Annotated in this window: 13 protein-coding genes; 9 read left to right on the top strand and 4 right to left on the bottom strand. The window is 74.3% G+C overall.

Going from position 1 to position 15,735, the window contains the following annotated elements; translation table 11 throughout:
• Positions 1-37: 37 nt before the first annotated feature.
• The 6 genes from ACFPP6_RS27690 (at position 38) to ACFPP6_RS27665 (ending at position 7,266) form a co-directional block, all read left to right on the top strand.
• Entirely contained in the window at positions 38-250 is a 213-nt protein-coding gene (locus ACFPP6_RS27690; RefSeq protein WP_168095428.1) for an MbtH family protein, read from the top strand.
• Between the two features lie 100 nt (positions 251-350).
• Positions 351-2,387: an ABC transporter ATP-binding protein gene (locus tag ACFPP6_RS27685; protein ID WP_382047811.1), complete on the top strand. Its 2,037-nt coding sequence runs from the start codon at positions 351-353 to the stop codon at positions 2,385-2,387.
• Positions 2,380-4,092 (top strand): ABC transporter ATP-binding protein, encoded by a 1,713-nt coding sequence (locus ACFPP6_RS27680; protein ID WP_382047808.1) that lies wholly within the window; start codon positions 2,380-2,382, stop codon positions 4,090-4,092. The genes ACFPP6_RS27685 and ACFPP6_RS27680 overlap by 8 nt, the downstream gene beginning before the upstream one ends.
• A gap of 143 nt (positions 4,093-4,235) precedes the next feature.
• Positions 4,236-5,069 carry a siderophore-interacting protein gene (locus tag ACFPP6_RS27675; RefSeq protein ID WP_382047805.1) on the top strand — a complete coding sequence of 278 codons (834 nt, stop codon included), beginning with the start codon at positions 4,236-4,238 and terminating at the stop codon, positions 5,067-5,069.
• Entirely contained in the window at positions 5,066-6,154 is a 1,089-nt protein-coding gene (locus tag ACFPP6_RS27670; RefSeq protein ID WP_382047803.1) for a FecCD family ABC transporter permease, read from the top strand. The genes ACFPP6_RS27675 and ACFPP6_RS27670 overlap by 4 nt, the downstream gene beginning before the upstream one ends.
• Positions 6,151-7,266 carry a FecCD family ABC transporter permease gene (locus tag ACFPP6_RS27665; RefSeq protein WP_382047800.1) on the top strand — a complete coding sequence of 372 codons (1,116 nt, stop codon included), beginning with the start codon at positions 6,151-6,153 and terminating at the stop codon, positions 7,264-7,266. The genes ACFPP6_RS27670 and ACFPP6_RS27665 overlap by 4 nt, the downstream gene beginning before the upstream one ends.
• Here the strand turns inward: ACFPP6_RS27665 and ACFPP6_RS27660 are convergent.
• Complete coding sequence (locus ACFPP6_RS27660) at positions 7,218-7,823, bottom strand: GNAT family N-acetyltransferase (protein ID WP_382047797.1); 606 nt, start codon at positions 7,821-7,823, stop codon at positions 7,218-7,220. The two genes, ACFPP6_RS27665 and ACFPP6_RS27660, sit on opposite strands and share 49 nt — an antisense overlap.
• Before the next feature lie 155 nt (positions 7,824-7,978).
• Between ACFPP6_RS27660 and ACFPP6_RS27655 the strand changes: the two genes are divergently transcribed.
• A complete protein-coding gene (locus ACFPP6_RS27655) occupies positions 7,979-8,191 on the top strand; it encodes a hypothetical protein (RefSeq protein WP_382047794.1) in 213 nt (70 codons plus the stop codon).
• 31 nt (positions 8,192-8,222) lie between these two features.
• Here the strand turns inward: ACFPP6_RS27655 and ACFPP6_RS27650 are convergent, their stop codons facing one another.
• On the bottom strand, positions 8,223-9,281 hold the full coding sequence (locus tag ACFPP6_RS27650; RefSeq protein WP_382047792.1) for an aldo/keto reductase: 1,059 nt from the start codon (positions 9,279-9,281) through the stop codon (positions 8,223-8,225).
• 259 nt (positions 9,282-9,540) lie between these two features.
• On the opposite strand from ACFPP6_RS27650, the gene ACFPP6_RS27645 reads away from it, so the two are divergent.
• Both ACFPP6_RS27645 and ACFPP6_RS27640 read left to right on the top strand, forming a co-directional pair.
• Positions 9,541-10,176, top strand: a complete 636-nt coding sequence (locus ACFPP6_RS27645; RefSeq protein WP_382047789.1) for a LysE/ArgO family amino acid transporter — start codon at positions 9,541-9,543, stop codon at positions 10,174-10,176.
• A gap of 84 nt (positions 10,177-10,260) precedes the next feature.
• Positions 10,261-10,428: a CsbD family protein gene (locus ACFPP6_RS27640; protein ID WP_382047786.1), complete on the top strand. Its 168-nt coding sequence runs from the start codon at positions 10,261-10,263 to the stop codon at positions 10,426-10,428.
• 78 nt (positions 10,429-10,506) lie between these two features.
• Here ACFPP6_RS27640 and ACFPP6_RS27635 read toward each other — a convergent pair whose 3' ends face one another.
• Together ACFPP6_RS27635 and ACFPP6_RS27630 are read right to left on the bottom strand one after the other, a co-directional pair.
• Positions 10,507-13,104, bottom strand: coding sequence for a SpoIIE family protein phosphatase (locus ACFPP6_RS27635; RefSeq protein ID WP_382047840.1), 2,598 nt, complete (start codon positions 13,102-13,104; stop codon positions 10,507-10,509).
• A 298-nt stretch (positions 13,105-13,402) separates the two neighbouring features.
• Positions 13,403-15,460, bottom strand: a complete 2,058-nt coding sequence (locus tag ACFPP6_RS27630) for a phosphocholine-specific phospholipase C (RefSeq protein ID WP_382047783.1) — start codon at positions 15,458-15,460, stop codon at positions 13,403-13,405.
• Positions 15,461-15,735: the final 275 nt, after the last annotated feature.

Genomic DNA, 15,735 nt, shown 5'->3' with positions numbered 1-15,735 from the left:
CTCTCTCACCTCACCTGCACATAAGGAGCATCCCGTCATGAGCAACACCACCAACCCGTTCGAGGACAACGACGCCCGCTACTTCGTTCTCGTCAACGCCGAGAACCAGCACTCCCTGTGGCCCGCCTTCGCCGAGGTCCCCGACGGCTGGACCGCCGTCCACGGCGAGGACTCCCTGCAGGCCTGCACCGACTACGTCGACGCCCACTGGACCGACATGCGCCCGGCGAGCCTCGTCGCCCGGTCCTGACCGGCCCCTCCCGAAGACCCGCCGCCGCGGGCGGACCGGGCACCCACCCGGTCCGCCCGCGGCGGCCGAGCCGACCTGCTGAGAGCGGATACCTGACGTCGTGAGCACCCAACACGCCAAGCCGGAGCACCACCCCGGCACCGCCGACGAGCCCCCGGGCCCGCCGACCGCCGAGGAGGTCCCACCCGCCGGGGACGCCCCGGAGGAGGACGTCCCGGAGGAGGGCTCCCCGGGCTCCCCGGGCTCCCCGGAGGGCTCTCCGGAGGAGGAAGAGCAGAGCCCGCGGGATCTCTCGCCCGAACGACGGCGACGGGCCCGCGCCCTGCTGCGCGGCGCCCTGCGGCCGCACTGGGCGACGGTCGGCGCGGCCATGGCCGCCGCCGGAGTCCGGCAGATCGCCTTCCTCGCGGTCCCGTGGTGCATCCAGAAGGCGCTGGACGACGGCGTCACGGCCAAGGACAACCACGCCCTGCTGGTATGGGCCGCCGCCACCCTGTGCGCCGCGGGCGTCCAGTTCGCCGGGCTCTACGGCTGGCAGTACTGGGCCGGTTCCGCCGACGCCAAGGTGGGAGCCGACCTGCGCTCCCGGCTGCTGCGGCACCTGGCGGGCCTGGACCGCGCCGCGCTCGCCTCCCGCGGCCACGGCGACCTGGCCATGCGCGCCGGGCGGGACACCGACCTGGTGCGCGAGTGGGTGCACGGCCTGGCCATCTGGGTCGTGCTGGGCACCACCTTCGCCGGCGTCCTGACCGGCATGGGTGTGCTCGACGTCTCGCTGCTGCTCGTGACGCTGGGCATGCTGCCGTTCCTGGTCTGGGTCAACCTGTACTTCCCGCGCCGCTTCGGCGCGGCCAGCGGCGCGCTGGCCGAGGCGCACGGCGTCCGCGCCGAGGCCGTGGCCGACCTGCTCCAGCTCGGCACCGGCCTGCGTGGCACGGGCGGCCACCGGCCGCTCGTGGCCCGGCACGACGCGGCCAGCGCCGCCGTCACCGACCGCACCGTCAAGGCGGCCCGGATCGAGGCCTCCTGGGCGTCCGTCGCACCCTTCGTGCCGCGGACGGCCGTGGCGATCGGCGTGGGCTTCGGCGGGCTCGCCGTCCTCGACGGCCGGCTGACCATCGGCGGCCTGGTCGCCTTCACGTCCTGGATGGCCAGCATCACCCTCGCCACCCGCGTCCTGGTCGACCGGCTCCTCGCCCGCGGGCAGGCCGACGTGGCCGCCTCCCGCATCGACGAGGCGCTGTCCATCGAGGCCACCGTCACCGACCCGGCCGAGCCGGTCGCACTCACCGCCGGCGGCGACCTGGAGCTGACCGGCGTCAGCGCGGTCCGCGACGGCGTCACCGTCCTCGCGCCGCTCGACCTGACCGTCCGCGCCGGGGAGTTCGTCGCCGTGAACGGCGCCACCGGCTCCGGCAAGAGCACCCTGCTGCGGCTGCCCGTGCGGCTCGACGACCCCGGCACGGGGGCCGTCCGCTACGGCGGCACGGACCTGCGCGAGGCCGCCCTGGACGACATCCGCGGCCGGATCGCGTACGTCGCCCAGCGGCCGATGCTGCTGTCCGGCACGGTCGCCGAGAACCTGCGGCTCGGCCGCGACCTGCCGGACGAGGCCCTGCACGCCGCCTGTGAAACCGCCGGCATCCACGACCAGATCACCGCGATGGCCGACGGCTACGACACCGAACTCGGCGAGAGCGGCACGGCCCTGTCGGGCGGTCAGGTGCAACGGCTCGCCATCGCCCGCGCGCTGCTCGGCGAGCCGGAGGTGCTGATCCTGGACGACTCCACGTCCGCCCTGGACACCACCACCGAACGACTGATCCTCGACCGCCTGCACACGTGGGCCGCAGGCCGCACCATCGTCTTCGCCACGCACCGCACCGCGGTGCTGGAGGCGGCGGACCGCGTCGTGACACTGACGGCCGCGGGCCGTGGGGGTGACGCCGCCGATGCCGGCGCCACCGGCAAGGACACCCACCCGGCCGAGGCCGAGACCGAGACCGGTGCCCGGCCCGGCACCGGCGCAGCCGCTCGGCCTCAGTCCGACTCCGGCCCGGCCGATGACGGCCCCGCCGCCTCCGAGGCGGCACCCGCACCCGTATCCGTCACCACCCCGGAGGGCCCCCGTGGCTGAGCCGGTTCTGCTCGATGAGCAGCCCGACGAGCGGCGCGTGCTGCGTCGCGCCGCCCCCTATCTGCGCCCGCACCGGCGCGCGCTTCTCGTCGCCCTCGTGGTCGGGCTGGCGGACTCCGCCGCGCTGGTGGCCGTCGCCCCGCTGATCGGGCGGGCGACGGACGCCCTGCTCGACCGGGACCGCGGCGGGCTGCTGACCGCCGCCGTGGTCCTCGTCGTCCTCGCGGCCCTCCAGCTGGGCCTGGCCCGCGCGGGCGAGCTGCTGCTGGCGAAGGCCGGCGAGAACGTCGTGCGCAGCCTGCGCGAGAAGTGCGTGGAGAACCTGGCGTCGGCGCCGCTGCGGTTCCTGGAGTCGCACCGCACGGGCGACCTGCTGCGCCGTACGACGGGCGAGGTGGCCGCCCTGGCCTCCTTCGTGCGCATGCACCTGCGCAGGCTGGTGTCGGCGACGGCCACGCTCCTCTTCACCCTCGTCGTGCTCTTCGGCTATTCGTGGCAGCTGGCGCTGGTGCAGATCGCCGTGTTCGTGCCGCTGACGCTGCTGGTGATGCGCTGGTTCCAGCGGTCCGCGCCGCGCGCGTTCGGCGGGAAGGCCGCGGCGGAGGCGACGGTCGCGGCGACGTTCACCGAGACCCTGAACGTGCGGGAGGCGCTGCAGAGCGCCCGCGGCCTGCCGGGCTGGCTGCGCCGGTTCGACCGGGAGAACACCGCGGCCGTGGGCGCGGCCCGGCGCGCGATCCGGGTGGAGAACCGCATCGACCTGGTCGGCCTGATCGAGGGGTTCGCGCTGGTCGTGCTGCTGCTCGTCGGCGGCTGGTCCGTCTCGCGCGGCGCGATGGGCGTCGGCACCGTCGTGGTCTTCGTCCTGGCGAGCCGCAACCTCTTCGACTCCTTCTCGGACATCTCCCAGCTCGTGGGCGAGGTGCAGACGGCGCGTACGGGCCTGGCCCGGCTGCTGGACCTGCTGGCGGCCACCGACCGGTCCGCGGAGGAGAAGCCCCGGGAGGGCGGCCAGGCCGCGGAGCTGCCCCTGCGCGGCGAACTCTCCTGCGAGGACCTCGGATACTCCTACCGCGACGGCACGGAGGTGCTGAGCGGCGTCTCCCTGGGCTTCCCGGTGGGCGACCGCAGCGGCCTGGTCGGCGAGACCGGCTCGGGCAAGACGACGCTGTCGAAGCTGCTGTGCGGCCTCTACGCGCCCGACCGGGGCGCGGTGCGCTTCGCGGGCGTCGACCTGCGGGAGATCCCGGAGGCGGAGCTGCGCCGCCGCGTGGTGCTGGTGCCGCAGGAGGTCCGCATGGTGACGGGCACGGTGGCGGCGAACCTGGAACTGGTGCACAGCGCCCCGGGCCGGGCCGAGATGGAACGGGCCGTGGCCGAGCTGGGACTTCAGGAGTGGCTCCGCGATCTGGGCGGCCTCGACGCCGAGGTGGGCGTGCGCGGCTCGCGCCTGTCGGCGGGGGAGCGGCAGATCGTCGGGCTGCTGAGGGCGGCCCTGGCCGATCCGGCGGTGCTCGTCCTGGACGAGGCGACCGCCGACATCGACCCGGTGACGGCGGGTCGGCTGGAGCACGCCCTGGACGGGATGCGCGGCGACCGCACGATCATCGTGGTCGCGCACCGGCCGGCCACCATCGCCCGGCTGCCACGGGTGATCGCGCTCGACGGCGGCCGGGTGGCGGGAACGATGGCGACTACACGATGAGTTAGGTTAGGGTTGCCTAACTTCGGTTCGGAGGGGTCCTCCGGCCGTACATGTGACGCCCGGTGGCCCTCGCGCGCCCGCGCGGGGGCCACCGCAACGCGGTGCCGGTCCCGCGGCACACCCCGGCCAGATTGGGATGATCGATGACCATTGAGACGCTCCCGCCGCGCATGCGCATCGTCCGCCATCCGCTCAAGTACCGCCTGCTGGAGGTGCGCAGGGTCGACCGGCTCACCCCCTCCACCGTGCGGGTGACGTTCGCCGGCCCCGCGCTGGAAGGATTCTGCGAGCAGGCGCCGACCGACCACGTGAAGCTCTGCTTCGCCGAGCCGGGCGCCGAGCTGCCCGTCGAGCCGGTCATCAGCAACGACACCTGGATGGACGCCCCCGTGGAGCCCATCACCCGGGACTACACCGTCCGTTACTACCGCCCCGACGCGCAGGAGCTGGACGTCGACATGGTCCTGCACGGCGACGGCGTGGGCTCCGCCTGGGCCGCGCGGGCGGAGCCGGGCATGCGGCTCGGCGTCCTCGGCCCGCGCGGCTCCGAGATCCTGCCGATGGTCCACGACTGGTACCTGCTGGCCGCCGAGGAGACCGCCCTGCCCGCGCTCGGCCGCTGGCTGGAGATGCTGCCCGCGGGCGTCCGCGTCCTCGCCTTCGCCGAGGTGCCCGGCCCGCAGGACGAGCAGTACTTCTCCACCGCCGCCGACTGCACCCTGACCTGGCTGCACCGCGGGGACGCCCCGGCCGGTACGAGCGACCTGATGGAGCGGGCCATCCGTGCCGCCGAACTGCCCGCCGACGGGCTCGGCCACGCCTGGATCGCCGGCGAGGCCGGCACCCTCAAGCCCATCCGCCGCTACCTGCGCCGCGAGCTCGGCATGGCCAAGGAGCAGGTGGACATCGACGGTTACTGGAAGCGCGGCGTGGAGAACCACGACCACCACTCGGACGAAGAGCACGAGCACGCGTGAGCACCACTGCCGCTCCCACCACCACCGACGGCCCCCGCCCCGTACAGAACGCCGCAGGCGAGGGGCGGCCCCCGGCCCGCCGCGCTCAGCACGCGCGGCGGGCCGCCGGGCTGCTGGCCTGCACCGTCCTCGTCGCCGTCCTCGCCGTCCTGAGCATCGGCATCGGCGCCAAGACGATCCCGCCCGGCGACGTCCTGCACGCCCTCCTGCACCCGGACCCCGGCAACGACGACTGGATCGTCGTGCGCACCTCCCGGCTGCCGCGCAGCCTCCTCGGCATCGGCGTCGGCATCGCCCTCGGCCTGTCCGGCGCGCTCATGCAGGCGCTCACGCGCAACCCGCTCGCCGACCCGGGCCTGCTCGGCGTCAACGCCGGCGCCGCTGCCGCCGTCGCCGCCGCGACCGCCCTGCTGGACCTCGGCAGCTTCAGCGCCTACGTGTGGTGCGCGCTGCTGGGCGCGGCCGTCGCCGCCGCGGCCGTCCACCTGCTGGGCACCCGCGGCCGCTCCCGGGCCACCCCCGTGCGCCTCGCCCTCGCGGGCACCGCCGTCACCGCGGTCCTCACGGCGGTCGTCAACGGCCTGATCCTGCTCGACCCGCTCACCCTCAACCGCTTCCGGTTCTGGCAGATCGGCACCCTCGGCGGCGTGGACGGCGCCCTGATCCGGCAGGTGCTGCCGTTCCTGGCCGCGGGCGCGCTGCTGGCCGCGCTGCTGGCCCGGCCGCTCAACGCCGTGGCCCTGGGCGACGACACCGCCCGCGCGCTCGGCGCCCACCCCGGCCGCACCCAGTTCGCCACCATGCTCGCCATCACCCTGCTGTGCGGGGCGGCCACCGCCGCCGTCGGCCCGATCGCCTTCGTCGGACTGGCCGTTCCGCACGTGGCACGGCTGATCGCCGGGCCCGACCAGCGCTGGGTCCTGCCCTACAGCGCCGTCCTCGCCGCCGCGCTGCTGCTCGCCGCCGACATCCTCGGCCGCGTCGTGCTGCGCCCGCAGGAGCTGGAGGCCGGAGTCGTCACCGCGTTCCTCGGAGCGCCCCTGTTCATCGCACTCGTCCGCCGCAAGAGGATCAGCGAACTGTGACCAGCCGTACCCCGCTTGCGCGCCCCCGTCCGGCGGAGCAGCCGCCGAGCGCGTCCCCGCGGCCCCTGCGCCTGCGCGCCCTGCGCCTGTCGAGGCCGGGGCGTCCCGGTCTCTCCGTGCGCTGGGACCCGCGCGCCGCCGCCGTCTGCCTGGGCCTGCTCCTGGCGGCGGCCGCCACGGGCGTGTGGACGCTCACCACGGGCGACTTCCGCATCCCCGTGCCCGACGTCCTGCGCGTCCTCGCCGGAGACGGCAACCCCGCGTACACGTACATCGTCCAAGAGCTGAGGCTGCCCCGGCTGCTGACGGCCCTTCTGGTCGGCGCCGCCCTGGGCCTGTCCGGAGCGCTCTTCCAGAACGTCGCCCGCAACCCCCTCGGCAGCCCCGACGTCATCGGCTTCACCGTCGGCTCGGCCACCGGCGCCCTCGTCACCATCCTCGTACTGAGCGCGGGCACGGCCTCGGTCGCCGCCGGTTCGGTCACCGGCTGCGCGGTCACCAGCGCTGCCGTCTACCTGCTCGCCTGGCGGGGCGGCGCGGCCACGTTCCGCCTCGTCCTCGTCGGCATCGGGGTGAGCGCACTGCTCTCCTCGGCCAACGCCTACCTGATCGCGAAGGCGTCCTTCACCGACGCACAGAGCGCCCAGGTCTGGCTCACCGGCAGCCTCAACGGCCGCGGCTGGGAACACGCGCGCACGATGGCCGCCGCACTCGCCGTCCTCGCCCCCGCGGCCCTGCTCCTCGCCCGGCCGCTGCGCATGCTGGAGATGGGCGAGGACACGGCGTCGGCGCTGGGCGTACGGGTCGAGCGGGTCAAGGCCGTGGCGCTCGTCGTCGGGGTGGGGCTCACGGCCCTGGCCACGGCCGTCGCGGGCCCCGTGCCGTTCATCGCCCTGGTGGCGCCCCAGGTGGTGCGCAGGCTCACCTGCTCCCCGGGCCCCAACCTCGCGCCGTCGGCCGTCCTGGGCGCCCTGCTGCTGGCGGCCAGTGACCTCGCCGCACAGCGCATGCTGGCCCCCACGCAGCTTCCCGTGGGGGTCCTGACCGGGGTCGTCGGCGGCTGCTACCTGGTGTACGTGCTCGCCCGGCAGTGGCGCGCCGGCCAGGGCTGAACGGGAGCGTCCCCCTCGGGGAGCGGGGCCCCGGGCAGGGGCCGGGCGAAGATGCGGGAGCCGCGGGCGGGATCGAGGGCGGCCACCCACGTGCGCGGTGCCCGCGAGGTGTCCGTCTCGCGGAAGCCGCTGCGCAGGAAGGCCTCGCCGTCGCCGGTCGTCGCCGCGAACACCTCGGTCACCGACCGGTCGGAGGCGTGGAGCAGCAGCGCCGTCAGCAGCCGCGAGCCGATGCCGCGGCGCTGGCGGCCGGGCCGCACGCAGAAGTTGTGCAGCACGCCCGCCGCCCCGGCGGCCGGCGGGCCGTCACCGGGGAACGTCCGCAGGGCCACGCATCCTTCGAGGGTCTCCTGGGCGTCCTCCGCCACGAAGAACTCGGCGAACCGTGCCGCGTAGACGTGCGGTGTGCGGCGGCGCAGGTCGCCGGTCCGCATGAAGGGTTCCGACAGGGCGTACAGCCCGGGCGCGTCGGCGGCCCTCGCCGCCCGTACGCCGCCCGCTGCCGGGAGGACCGTACGGCCCTCTCCTGTACGGACCGTCAGCGGACCCAGCCTCATAAAGGGCTCCCGGTTCTCACGTCACCTGCAGAAAGTGAGGTAAGCCTAACCTAACTAAATCTTGATCCCGGGGCGGGGTGGGCGACTGGTTTAGTCAGGAAAAGTCCGGGCACCCGACGGGTTCCAGCACCTCTGATCAGCAGGAGGCACGAACGATGGACCGGGGCAGCAGCAAGCACGGCGCCAAGCGGGACGACGAGCTGAAGAAGGAAGTGGAGGAGCTGACCCGGTCGGGACGGCCCACCCGGACCGAGGAGTGGCGCGACGCGGAACCCCTGACCCCGGAGGAGCCGGGCGCGGAGCCCGGGGCGGGGGAGCGGAGCGCCCCGGGCGGAGGAGAGGGCCGGACCGGCCGCTCCCGGTCGTAGGGACTCCCCGGGCCCCCGCTGCCGGAGTCGGTCAGAGGACCTCGTTCGCCGTGCGCCGGTAGGTGGAGCGGCGGTTGTCGATGGCGGGCCAGCGGTCGCCGTAGACGTTCCGCGTGATGCCCGGCTCCCGCAGGAAGTCGTGCGGGAATCCCAGCGGCACCGCGCTCACCTCGTCCAGCCGTGCCACGGCGTCGGCGTCGAGGGCGACGTCCACCGAGGCCAGGTTGTCGGCCAGCTGGCTCTCCTTGGTGGCCGCGACGATCGGGACGACGTTGCCCGGCCGGCCGCGCAGCCACGCGAGCGCCACCTGCGCCGGGCTCCAGCCGCCCTCCTCGGCGACCTCCAGGACGGCGGTGACGATCGCCTCCTCGTTGCCTCCCGGCGCGCTCTCCGGGCTCTCCGCGGTCAGCCTGCCGGTCTCGCCGCGGCGGTACTTGCCCGTCAGCTTGCCGGCCGCCAGCGGGCTCCACGCCAGCACCGCCTGGTCGAAGGCGCGGGCCTGGGGGAGCAGTTCGCGCTCGGGCGTGCGGTCCAGCAGGTTGTAGCGCAGCTGCGAACCGGCGAAGGCCGTCCACCCGCGCAGCTCGGCGAGCGTGTTCGCCTGCGCGATCTCCCAGGCCGGCCAGTCGGAGACGCCGACGTACAGCACCTTCCCGCTGCGCACGACGTCGTCCAGGGCGCGCATCACCTCCTCCACGGGCGTGAAGTTGTCCCGCGCGTGCACCCACAGCACGTCCACGTGGTCCGTGCGCAGCCGGCGCAGGCTCGCCTCCACCGACTGCACCAGGTTCTTGCGGTGGTTGCCCGCGGCGTTCACGTCCCCCTCGGCGGTGGCGCAGCTGTACTTGGTGCCCAGGACGAAGCGCTCCCGGCGGCCTTCCAGCAGCTCGCCGAGGATGCGCTCCGAGGCGCCCCCGGTGTAGATGTCGGCCGTGTCGACGAAGTTGCCGCCGGCGTCGGCGTAGGCGTCGAGGATCCGCCGGCTGGTGTCCTTGTCGGCACCCCAGCCCCGGTCGTCCCCGATGGTCATGGCCCCGAGGCTCAGCTCGCTGACCCGCAGGCCGGTCCTGCCGAACAGTGTGTAACGCACGAAGTTCCCCTTCGGTCCGGTCGTGTGCGACCCGGTCGCGGGGCCGACGTTACGAGCTGGAGCGCGCTCGAGCGCAAACTCCGCAGGGCAGGCGCGCGCTCAGCACGAAAACCCGTTGCCCGGCCGCCCCCGCCGCCGCCACGATCGGGTCCATGACCTCACGCACCACCCCCCCGCCGCTTGCGTCCGTCACCGCCCTCCCGGTGCGTGGCCGACAGCAGCAGTCCGGGTCCGCGGGGAGGCCGACGCCCGTTCTGACGTGAGCGGGGCGCTGGTCGCGGGGCTGCTCGCCGGTTACGGGATCGCCGTGCCGGTCGGCGCCGTCGGGGCCTACCTGGTCGCCCTGTCGTCCCGGACGCCGTGGCGGACCGGCGCGTGCGCCGCCCTGGGCGTCGCGACGGCCGACGGCCTGTACGCGCTGACCGCCGTGGTGGGCGGCAGGGCACTCGCCCCGGCCGTCCGGTCCGCCGAAACACCCCTGCGCTGGGTCTCCGCGCTCGTCCTCCTGGCACTCGCCGCCCGCACCGGCGTCACCGCCGTCGGCCGCCACCGGGGACGTCAGCCGTTCGGCCGAGCCGACGGGACCCCGTCCGGCCCGCTCCGCGCGTACGCCACGCTGCTGGGCATCACCCTGCTGAACCCCGCCACCGTCGTGTACTTCACGGCACTCGTCCTCGGCGCCCGCGCCATGGACGCCGCCGCGACCCGCCCGGACGAGGCGGTCTTCGTCCTCGCCGCCTTCACCGCGTCCGCCACCTGGCAGCTGCTGCTCGCCGGCGGCGGGACGGTCCTCGGACGGTTCCTGGCCGGCCCGCGCGGGCGGCTCGGCACGGCCCTGCTGTCCACGGCCCTCATCGCGGCCCTGGCCGTGCGCCTGCTGGTCACGGCCCCGTGAGACTGCGGTTGCGGACCCCGTGGACCCGCCACAGGGTGGATTCCGGGAGAAACCCCTTCACTGCACACACAGGGAGGCCCGGTCATGGGCAAAGGCAAGGCGAAGGCCAAGCAGGTCAAGGGCAAGCTCAAGGAGACCACCGGCAATGTGACGGGCGACCGGCGCATGGAGGCCGAGGGCCGCGCCGAGAAGGTGACGGGCAAGGTCCAGGAGACCGCGGAGAACGCCAAGAAGAACCTGCGCGGCCGCTGACCCGTACGGGCAACGGCAGCACGGCGAAGGACGGGCCGGCCCCACCGGCCCGTCCTTCGCCGTGTCCGTGCCGGCCCCTCACGCCAGCGGCTGCTCCGCCCAGATGACCTTCCCCTCCGGCGTGTAGCGCGTCCCCCAGCGCTCCGCCAGCTGGGCGACGAGGAACAGGCCGCGGCCGCCCTCGTCCTCCGCGGCGGCGTAGCGCAGGTGGGGCGAGGTGCTGCTGCCGTCGGCGACCTCGCAGATCAGGGCGCGGTCGCGGACGATGCGGACGCGGACCGGGCCCGAGGCGTGGCGGATGGCGTTGGTGACGAGCTCGCTCAGGATCAGCTCGGTGGTGAACGCGGCCTCGTCCAGGCCCCACTCCGTCAGCTGCCGGGTGACGTCGGCGCGGGCGCGCGCCACGACCGCGGGGTCGGAGGGCAGCTCCCACTCGGCGGTCCGGTCGGGGTCCAGGATGCGGGTCCGGGCGACGAGGAGGGCGATGTCGTCGCGCTGCCGGGCGGGGAGCAGGGCCTTGAGCACCTCCTCGCAGACCTCGTCCGGCGTCCGGCCGGCGTGGGCGAGCGTGGAGGTGAGGATCGCGAGGCCGGCGTCGATGTCCCGCTTGCGGTCCTCGATGAGGCCGTCGGTGTAGAGGACGAGGCTGCTGCCCTCGCGCAGCCGCAGCTCCCCGGCCTCGAAGGGCAGCCCGCCCAGGCCCAGCGGCGGCCCGGCGGGGAGCTCGGGGAACTCCACCGCCCCCTCGGGGTGGACGACGGCCGGCAGCGGGTGGCCGGCCCGGGCCATGGCGCAGACGCCCGTGGCCGGGTCGTAGATCGCGTACAGGCAGGTCGCGCCCGCGATCGCGTCCTCCCCGCCCATCCCCGCGGACTCCATGTCGATGCGCCCGACCAGCTCGTCGAGGTGCCCGAGCAGCTCGTCGGGCGGCAGGTCGAGGGCGGAGAAGTTCTGTACGGCGGTGCGCAGACGGCCCATGGTGGCGGCGGCGTGCAGGCCGTGGCCGACGACGTCGCCGACGACCAGGGCCACCCGGGCCCCCGGCAACGGGATCACGTCGAACCAGTCGCCGCCCACCCCGGCCTGGGCCGGCAGGTAGCGGTAGGCGACGTCGAGGGCGTTCTGCTCGGGCAGGCCGCGCGGCAGCAGGCTGTGCTGCAGGGTCACGGCCATGGCGTGCTCGCGCGTGAAGCGCCGGGCGTTGTCGATGCACACGGCCGCCCGCGCCGCCAGCTCCTCGGCCAGGGACAGGTCGTCCTCCTCGAAGGTGGCGTTGTCCCCGGTCCGCCAGAAGTTGGCGATGCCCATGAGCACGCCGCGCGCCTTGAGCGGCACGGTGATGAGGGAGTGGAAGCCGTAGTCCAGTATGGCCTGCGTGCGCTCGACGTCCTGGGTGCGCCAGCCGGAGGACGCCGCCAGGTCGGGCACGAGGACGGCCTGCCCGCTGAGGAAGCCCATCGCCTGCGGGGTGGGCGCAGCGAACCGGTGGAGCTCGCCCGCCCGGTACAGCGGGTGGTCGTCGCGGATGCCGCTGAGTGCCACCCGCCGCAGCTCGGGGGCGTCGCTGCCGACCCCCGCCCGCGGCTCGTCGCCGCGCAGGACGGGCTCGGCGAGGTCGACGGTGGCGTAGTCGGTGAACCGGGGAGAGGCCACCTGGGTGAGCTCCTCGGCGGTGCGCTGGACGTCGAGGGTCGTCCCGACGGCCACGCTCGCGTCGTACAGCAGCTTCAGCCGCTCGCGCGCGGCCTCGGCCTTTCCCGCGAGGGCGCGCAGCTCGGTGGAGTCGCGCAGGGTCGCCACGCTGCCCGGCGGCCCGCCCCGGCGGTCCGTCGGCCGGTTGTTCACGGCCAGCAGCCGGTCCCCCACGGGCAGCACCACGTCGTTGGCGACGCGCCGGGACTCCAGCAGCTCGGCCATCCGGGGTTCGAGGTCGAGCTCGGCCACGGCCCGGCCCTCCACGTCCTGCGGCAGGCCCAGGAGCCGGCGCGCCTCGTCGTTGGCGAGCATCACGCGGCCGTCGCCGCCGACGATCACCACGCCCTCGCGCACCGCGTGCAGGACCGCGTCGTGGTGTTCGTACATCCGGGTCATCTCGGCCGGGCCGAGGCCGTGCGTCTGGCGCTGCAAACGCCGGCTGACCAGGGCCGCGCCGCCCGTGGCGAGGGCCAGCGCGGCGCCGCCGGCGGCGAGCACGAGCGGCAGCTGCCGGTCGACCGCGCTGCTCACGGCGCTGACCTTCACCCCCGAGGAGACGAGGCCGACGACTGTGCCGTGGTCGTCCTGCACCGGGACGACGGCCTGCACCTCCTCGCCCAGGGGGCCGTCGACGCTCTCGATGGTGACGTGGCCGGCCTGCGAGGGGCCGATGGTGCCGATGAACTGCTTGCCGATGAGCTCGGGCCGGGGGTGCGTGTAGCGGACGCCGTCCCGGTTGGTCACGACGACGAAGTCGACGCCCGCCTCCTGGCGGGCGGCCTCGGTCAGCGGCTGGAGCACCTTGCTGGGGTCGGGGCCGCGCAGGGTCTCCACCAGGCCGGGGCTGTGGGCGAACGCCTGTGCGGCGGCGAGCGATCGGTCGCGCGCCGCCTGGAATCGGTCGCTCCGCGCCTGGAGCACCAGCGTGACCACCGCGGCGACGACGAGCAGCAGAACGATCAGCAGCTGCAGCAGGAACATCTGACCGGCGACGCTGCGGCTGCGCACCACCGACCGGAGACGTCCGGGCGACGGCGCCCGTGAGCCGTTGCGCGACTGCCCCGGCTCACGCCTGCTGTCTCGGCGCCGACCGGTGAACCAGCGGCCCGAGGGCCCCGAGGAGCGGTCCCGGTTTCGGGCCATATCCCATGTCTACCCCGCTCTCATCCGCGGCGCGAACGGGAGCCGCCGCCGTGGCGGCCCCGTCACCCGCCGCACAGGGACCCCGGGGGAGGGCCCGGGGCGGCCCGGGGCGGGGCCCCCGGGCCGGGGACCCGGCTCAGACCGTGGCGATGGCCGGGTCGCTCACCCCCGTCTCACCGGTCTCGACGTGCCCGGCGAAGCGGCGCAGGAAGGTGCCGTCCGTGTCCGACACCACGGTCAGGTCGTACCAGCGCTTGCTGCGCCGCAGGTCCACCGTGTGGACCAGCCGGCCGCCCGCCCGTACCGTGAAGATCTCGCGCTTCCCGCCGTACGCGTCGGTGACCGTCAGGTGGCAGTCGGTGCTCCCCGCGTTCGTCATCGTCAGGCCGATACCCCCGGTGCGGGGGTCGTGGCGGGCGGTCACCTCCGGGCCGGTCGCCCTGCCGGGCCCGCGGAAGGTGCGCAGGAAGCCGTTCGGGCCGAAGACGGACAGGTCGTAGACGCCCTTCGAGTAGGCCGTGTTCCAGGTGTCGGAGAGCTGCTTGCCGGCTCCGGCCGTGTACGTCCAAGGGCCGTCCGTGCGGTTGCCGGACGTGACCGTGAAGCACACGCCCGCCGCGTCGCCGCCGCCGAAGGTGAGGGTGAAGCGCCCGGTCGACGGGGTCGCGGCCCCGTCCACCAGCGGCGCGTACGGCAGCGGGCGCGCGGGCCGCGAGCCCTTCTCCTGCTTGGGCAGGGAGGGGCCGGACGGCGGCTTCGGCACGTAGTCCGGGTGCCGCTTGCGGTCCGGCGGCTCGTAGGCCGCGGTGTCCGGCAGCGCGGCGGGCCGCGCGTCCGCGAGGCGGAAGTCGAAGGCCGAGGTCAGGTCGCCGCAGACGGCACGCCGCCACGGCGAGATGTTCGGCTCGCGCACCCCGAAGCGGCGCTCCATGAAGCGGATGACGGAGGTGTGGTCGAAGACCTCCGAGCACACGAAGCCGCCCGTGCTCCACGGCGAGACCACGAGCATGGGCACGCGCTGGCCCAGGCCGTAGGGACCGGCGCCGTAGCGCGCGTTCCCGGCGAAGACGTCGAGCGCGGTGTCCACGGTGGAGGCGCCCCGGGCGGCGGAGGCGGGCGGGAACGGCGGCAGGACGTGGTCGAAGTAGCCGTCGTTCTCGTCGTACGTGATGAACAGCGCCGTTCTGCTCCACACCTCCGGGTCGGAGGTCAGGGCGTCCAGGACCCGGGAGATGTACCAGGCGCCGTAGTTGACCGGCCAGTTCGGGTGCTCGGAGAACGCCTCCGGCGCGGCGATCCAGGAGATCTGCGGCAGCTTGCCGGCCTTGACGTCGGCCTTGAGGACGTCGAAGTAGCCGTCGCCCTTCTTGACGTTCGTGCCCGTGCGCGCTTTGTCGTAGAGGGGGTCGCCGGGCTTGGCGTTGCGGTAGTTGTTGAAGTAGAGGAGGGAGTTGTCTCCGTAGTTGCCGCGGTAGGCGTCCTCGATCCAGCCCCAGGAACCGGCCTTGTCCAGGCCGTCGCCCTCGTCCTGGTAGATCTTCCACGAGACGCCGGCCTTCTCCAGGCGCTCGGGGTACGTCGTCCAGTCGTAGCCGGCCTCCTCGTTGCCGAGGACCGGCCCGCCGCCCTTGCCGTCGTTGCCCGTGTGCCCCGTCCACAGGTAGTAGCGGTTGGGGTCGGTGGCCCCGATGAACGAGCAGTGGTAGGCGTCGCACACGGTGAACGCGTCGGCGAGCGCGTAGTGGAACGGGATGTCCTGCCGCGTCAGGTAGGCCATCGTGCCGGTGCCCTTGGCGGGCAGCCACTGGTCGTACCGGCCCTGGTTCCAGGCCTTGTGCCCGCCCGCCCAGTCGTGGTTGAGGCCCGCGATGAACTGCATGCCGAGGTTCGCGGCGTCCGGGTGGTAGGGCGGCACCTCCCTGGACCCGTCCGACTGGTACCACACCGGCTTGCCGCTGGGCAGGGACACCGGGCGCGGGTCACCGAAGCCGCGCACGCCCTTCATCGTGCCGAAGTAGTGATCGAAGGAACGATTCTCCTGCATCAGGACGACGATGTGCTCGACGTCCTGGATCGTGCCGGCGCTGCGGCGGGCGGGGATGGCGGCGGCACGGTCGATGCTGCTCGACAGGGCCGCGTAGCCCGCGGTCGCGCCGGCGATCTGGAGGAATCGCCGCCGGTTGAGTTCAGGCATGAGTCTGAGGACCTCTTGGGGAGTCGGGGCTGGAAGCCGGGTGTTCCAAGAGCAGCGAGCGCCGGGGAAGGGGCCGTGTCGCCGGTGTGACGGGGCGCGGTACGCGAGGCGAACGTAGAGGGGAACGTAGCGGACGGCGTGGGAGAAGGGGAGCCCTTTGTGAAGGGAGCTTTGCGAAGGGGCCTTTGAGAAGGCGGCTTTAAGAAGGGGACTTTGTGAAGAGGGCCCTCGCGAGGGACGCGATGAGGGCCGGAAACGGCGGCGCCGGGTGGCGG

The organism is Streptomyces aureoversilis (genome assembly GCF_042657885.1).
GTDB classification, from domain to species: Bacteria; Actinomycetota; Actinomycetes; order Streptomycetales; family Streptomycetaceae; genus Streptomyces; species Streptomyces aureoversilis.
Note: the sequence above shows the minus strand (reverse complement) of the source record. Positions and strands in the feature narration are given on the sequence as shown.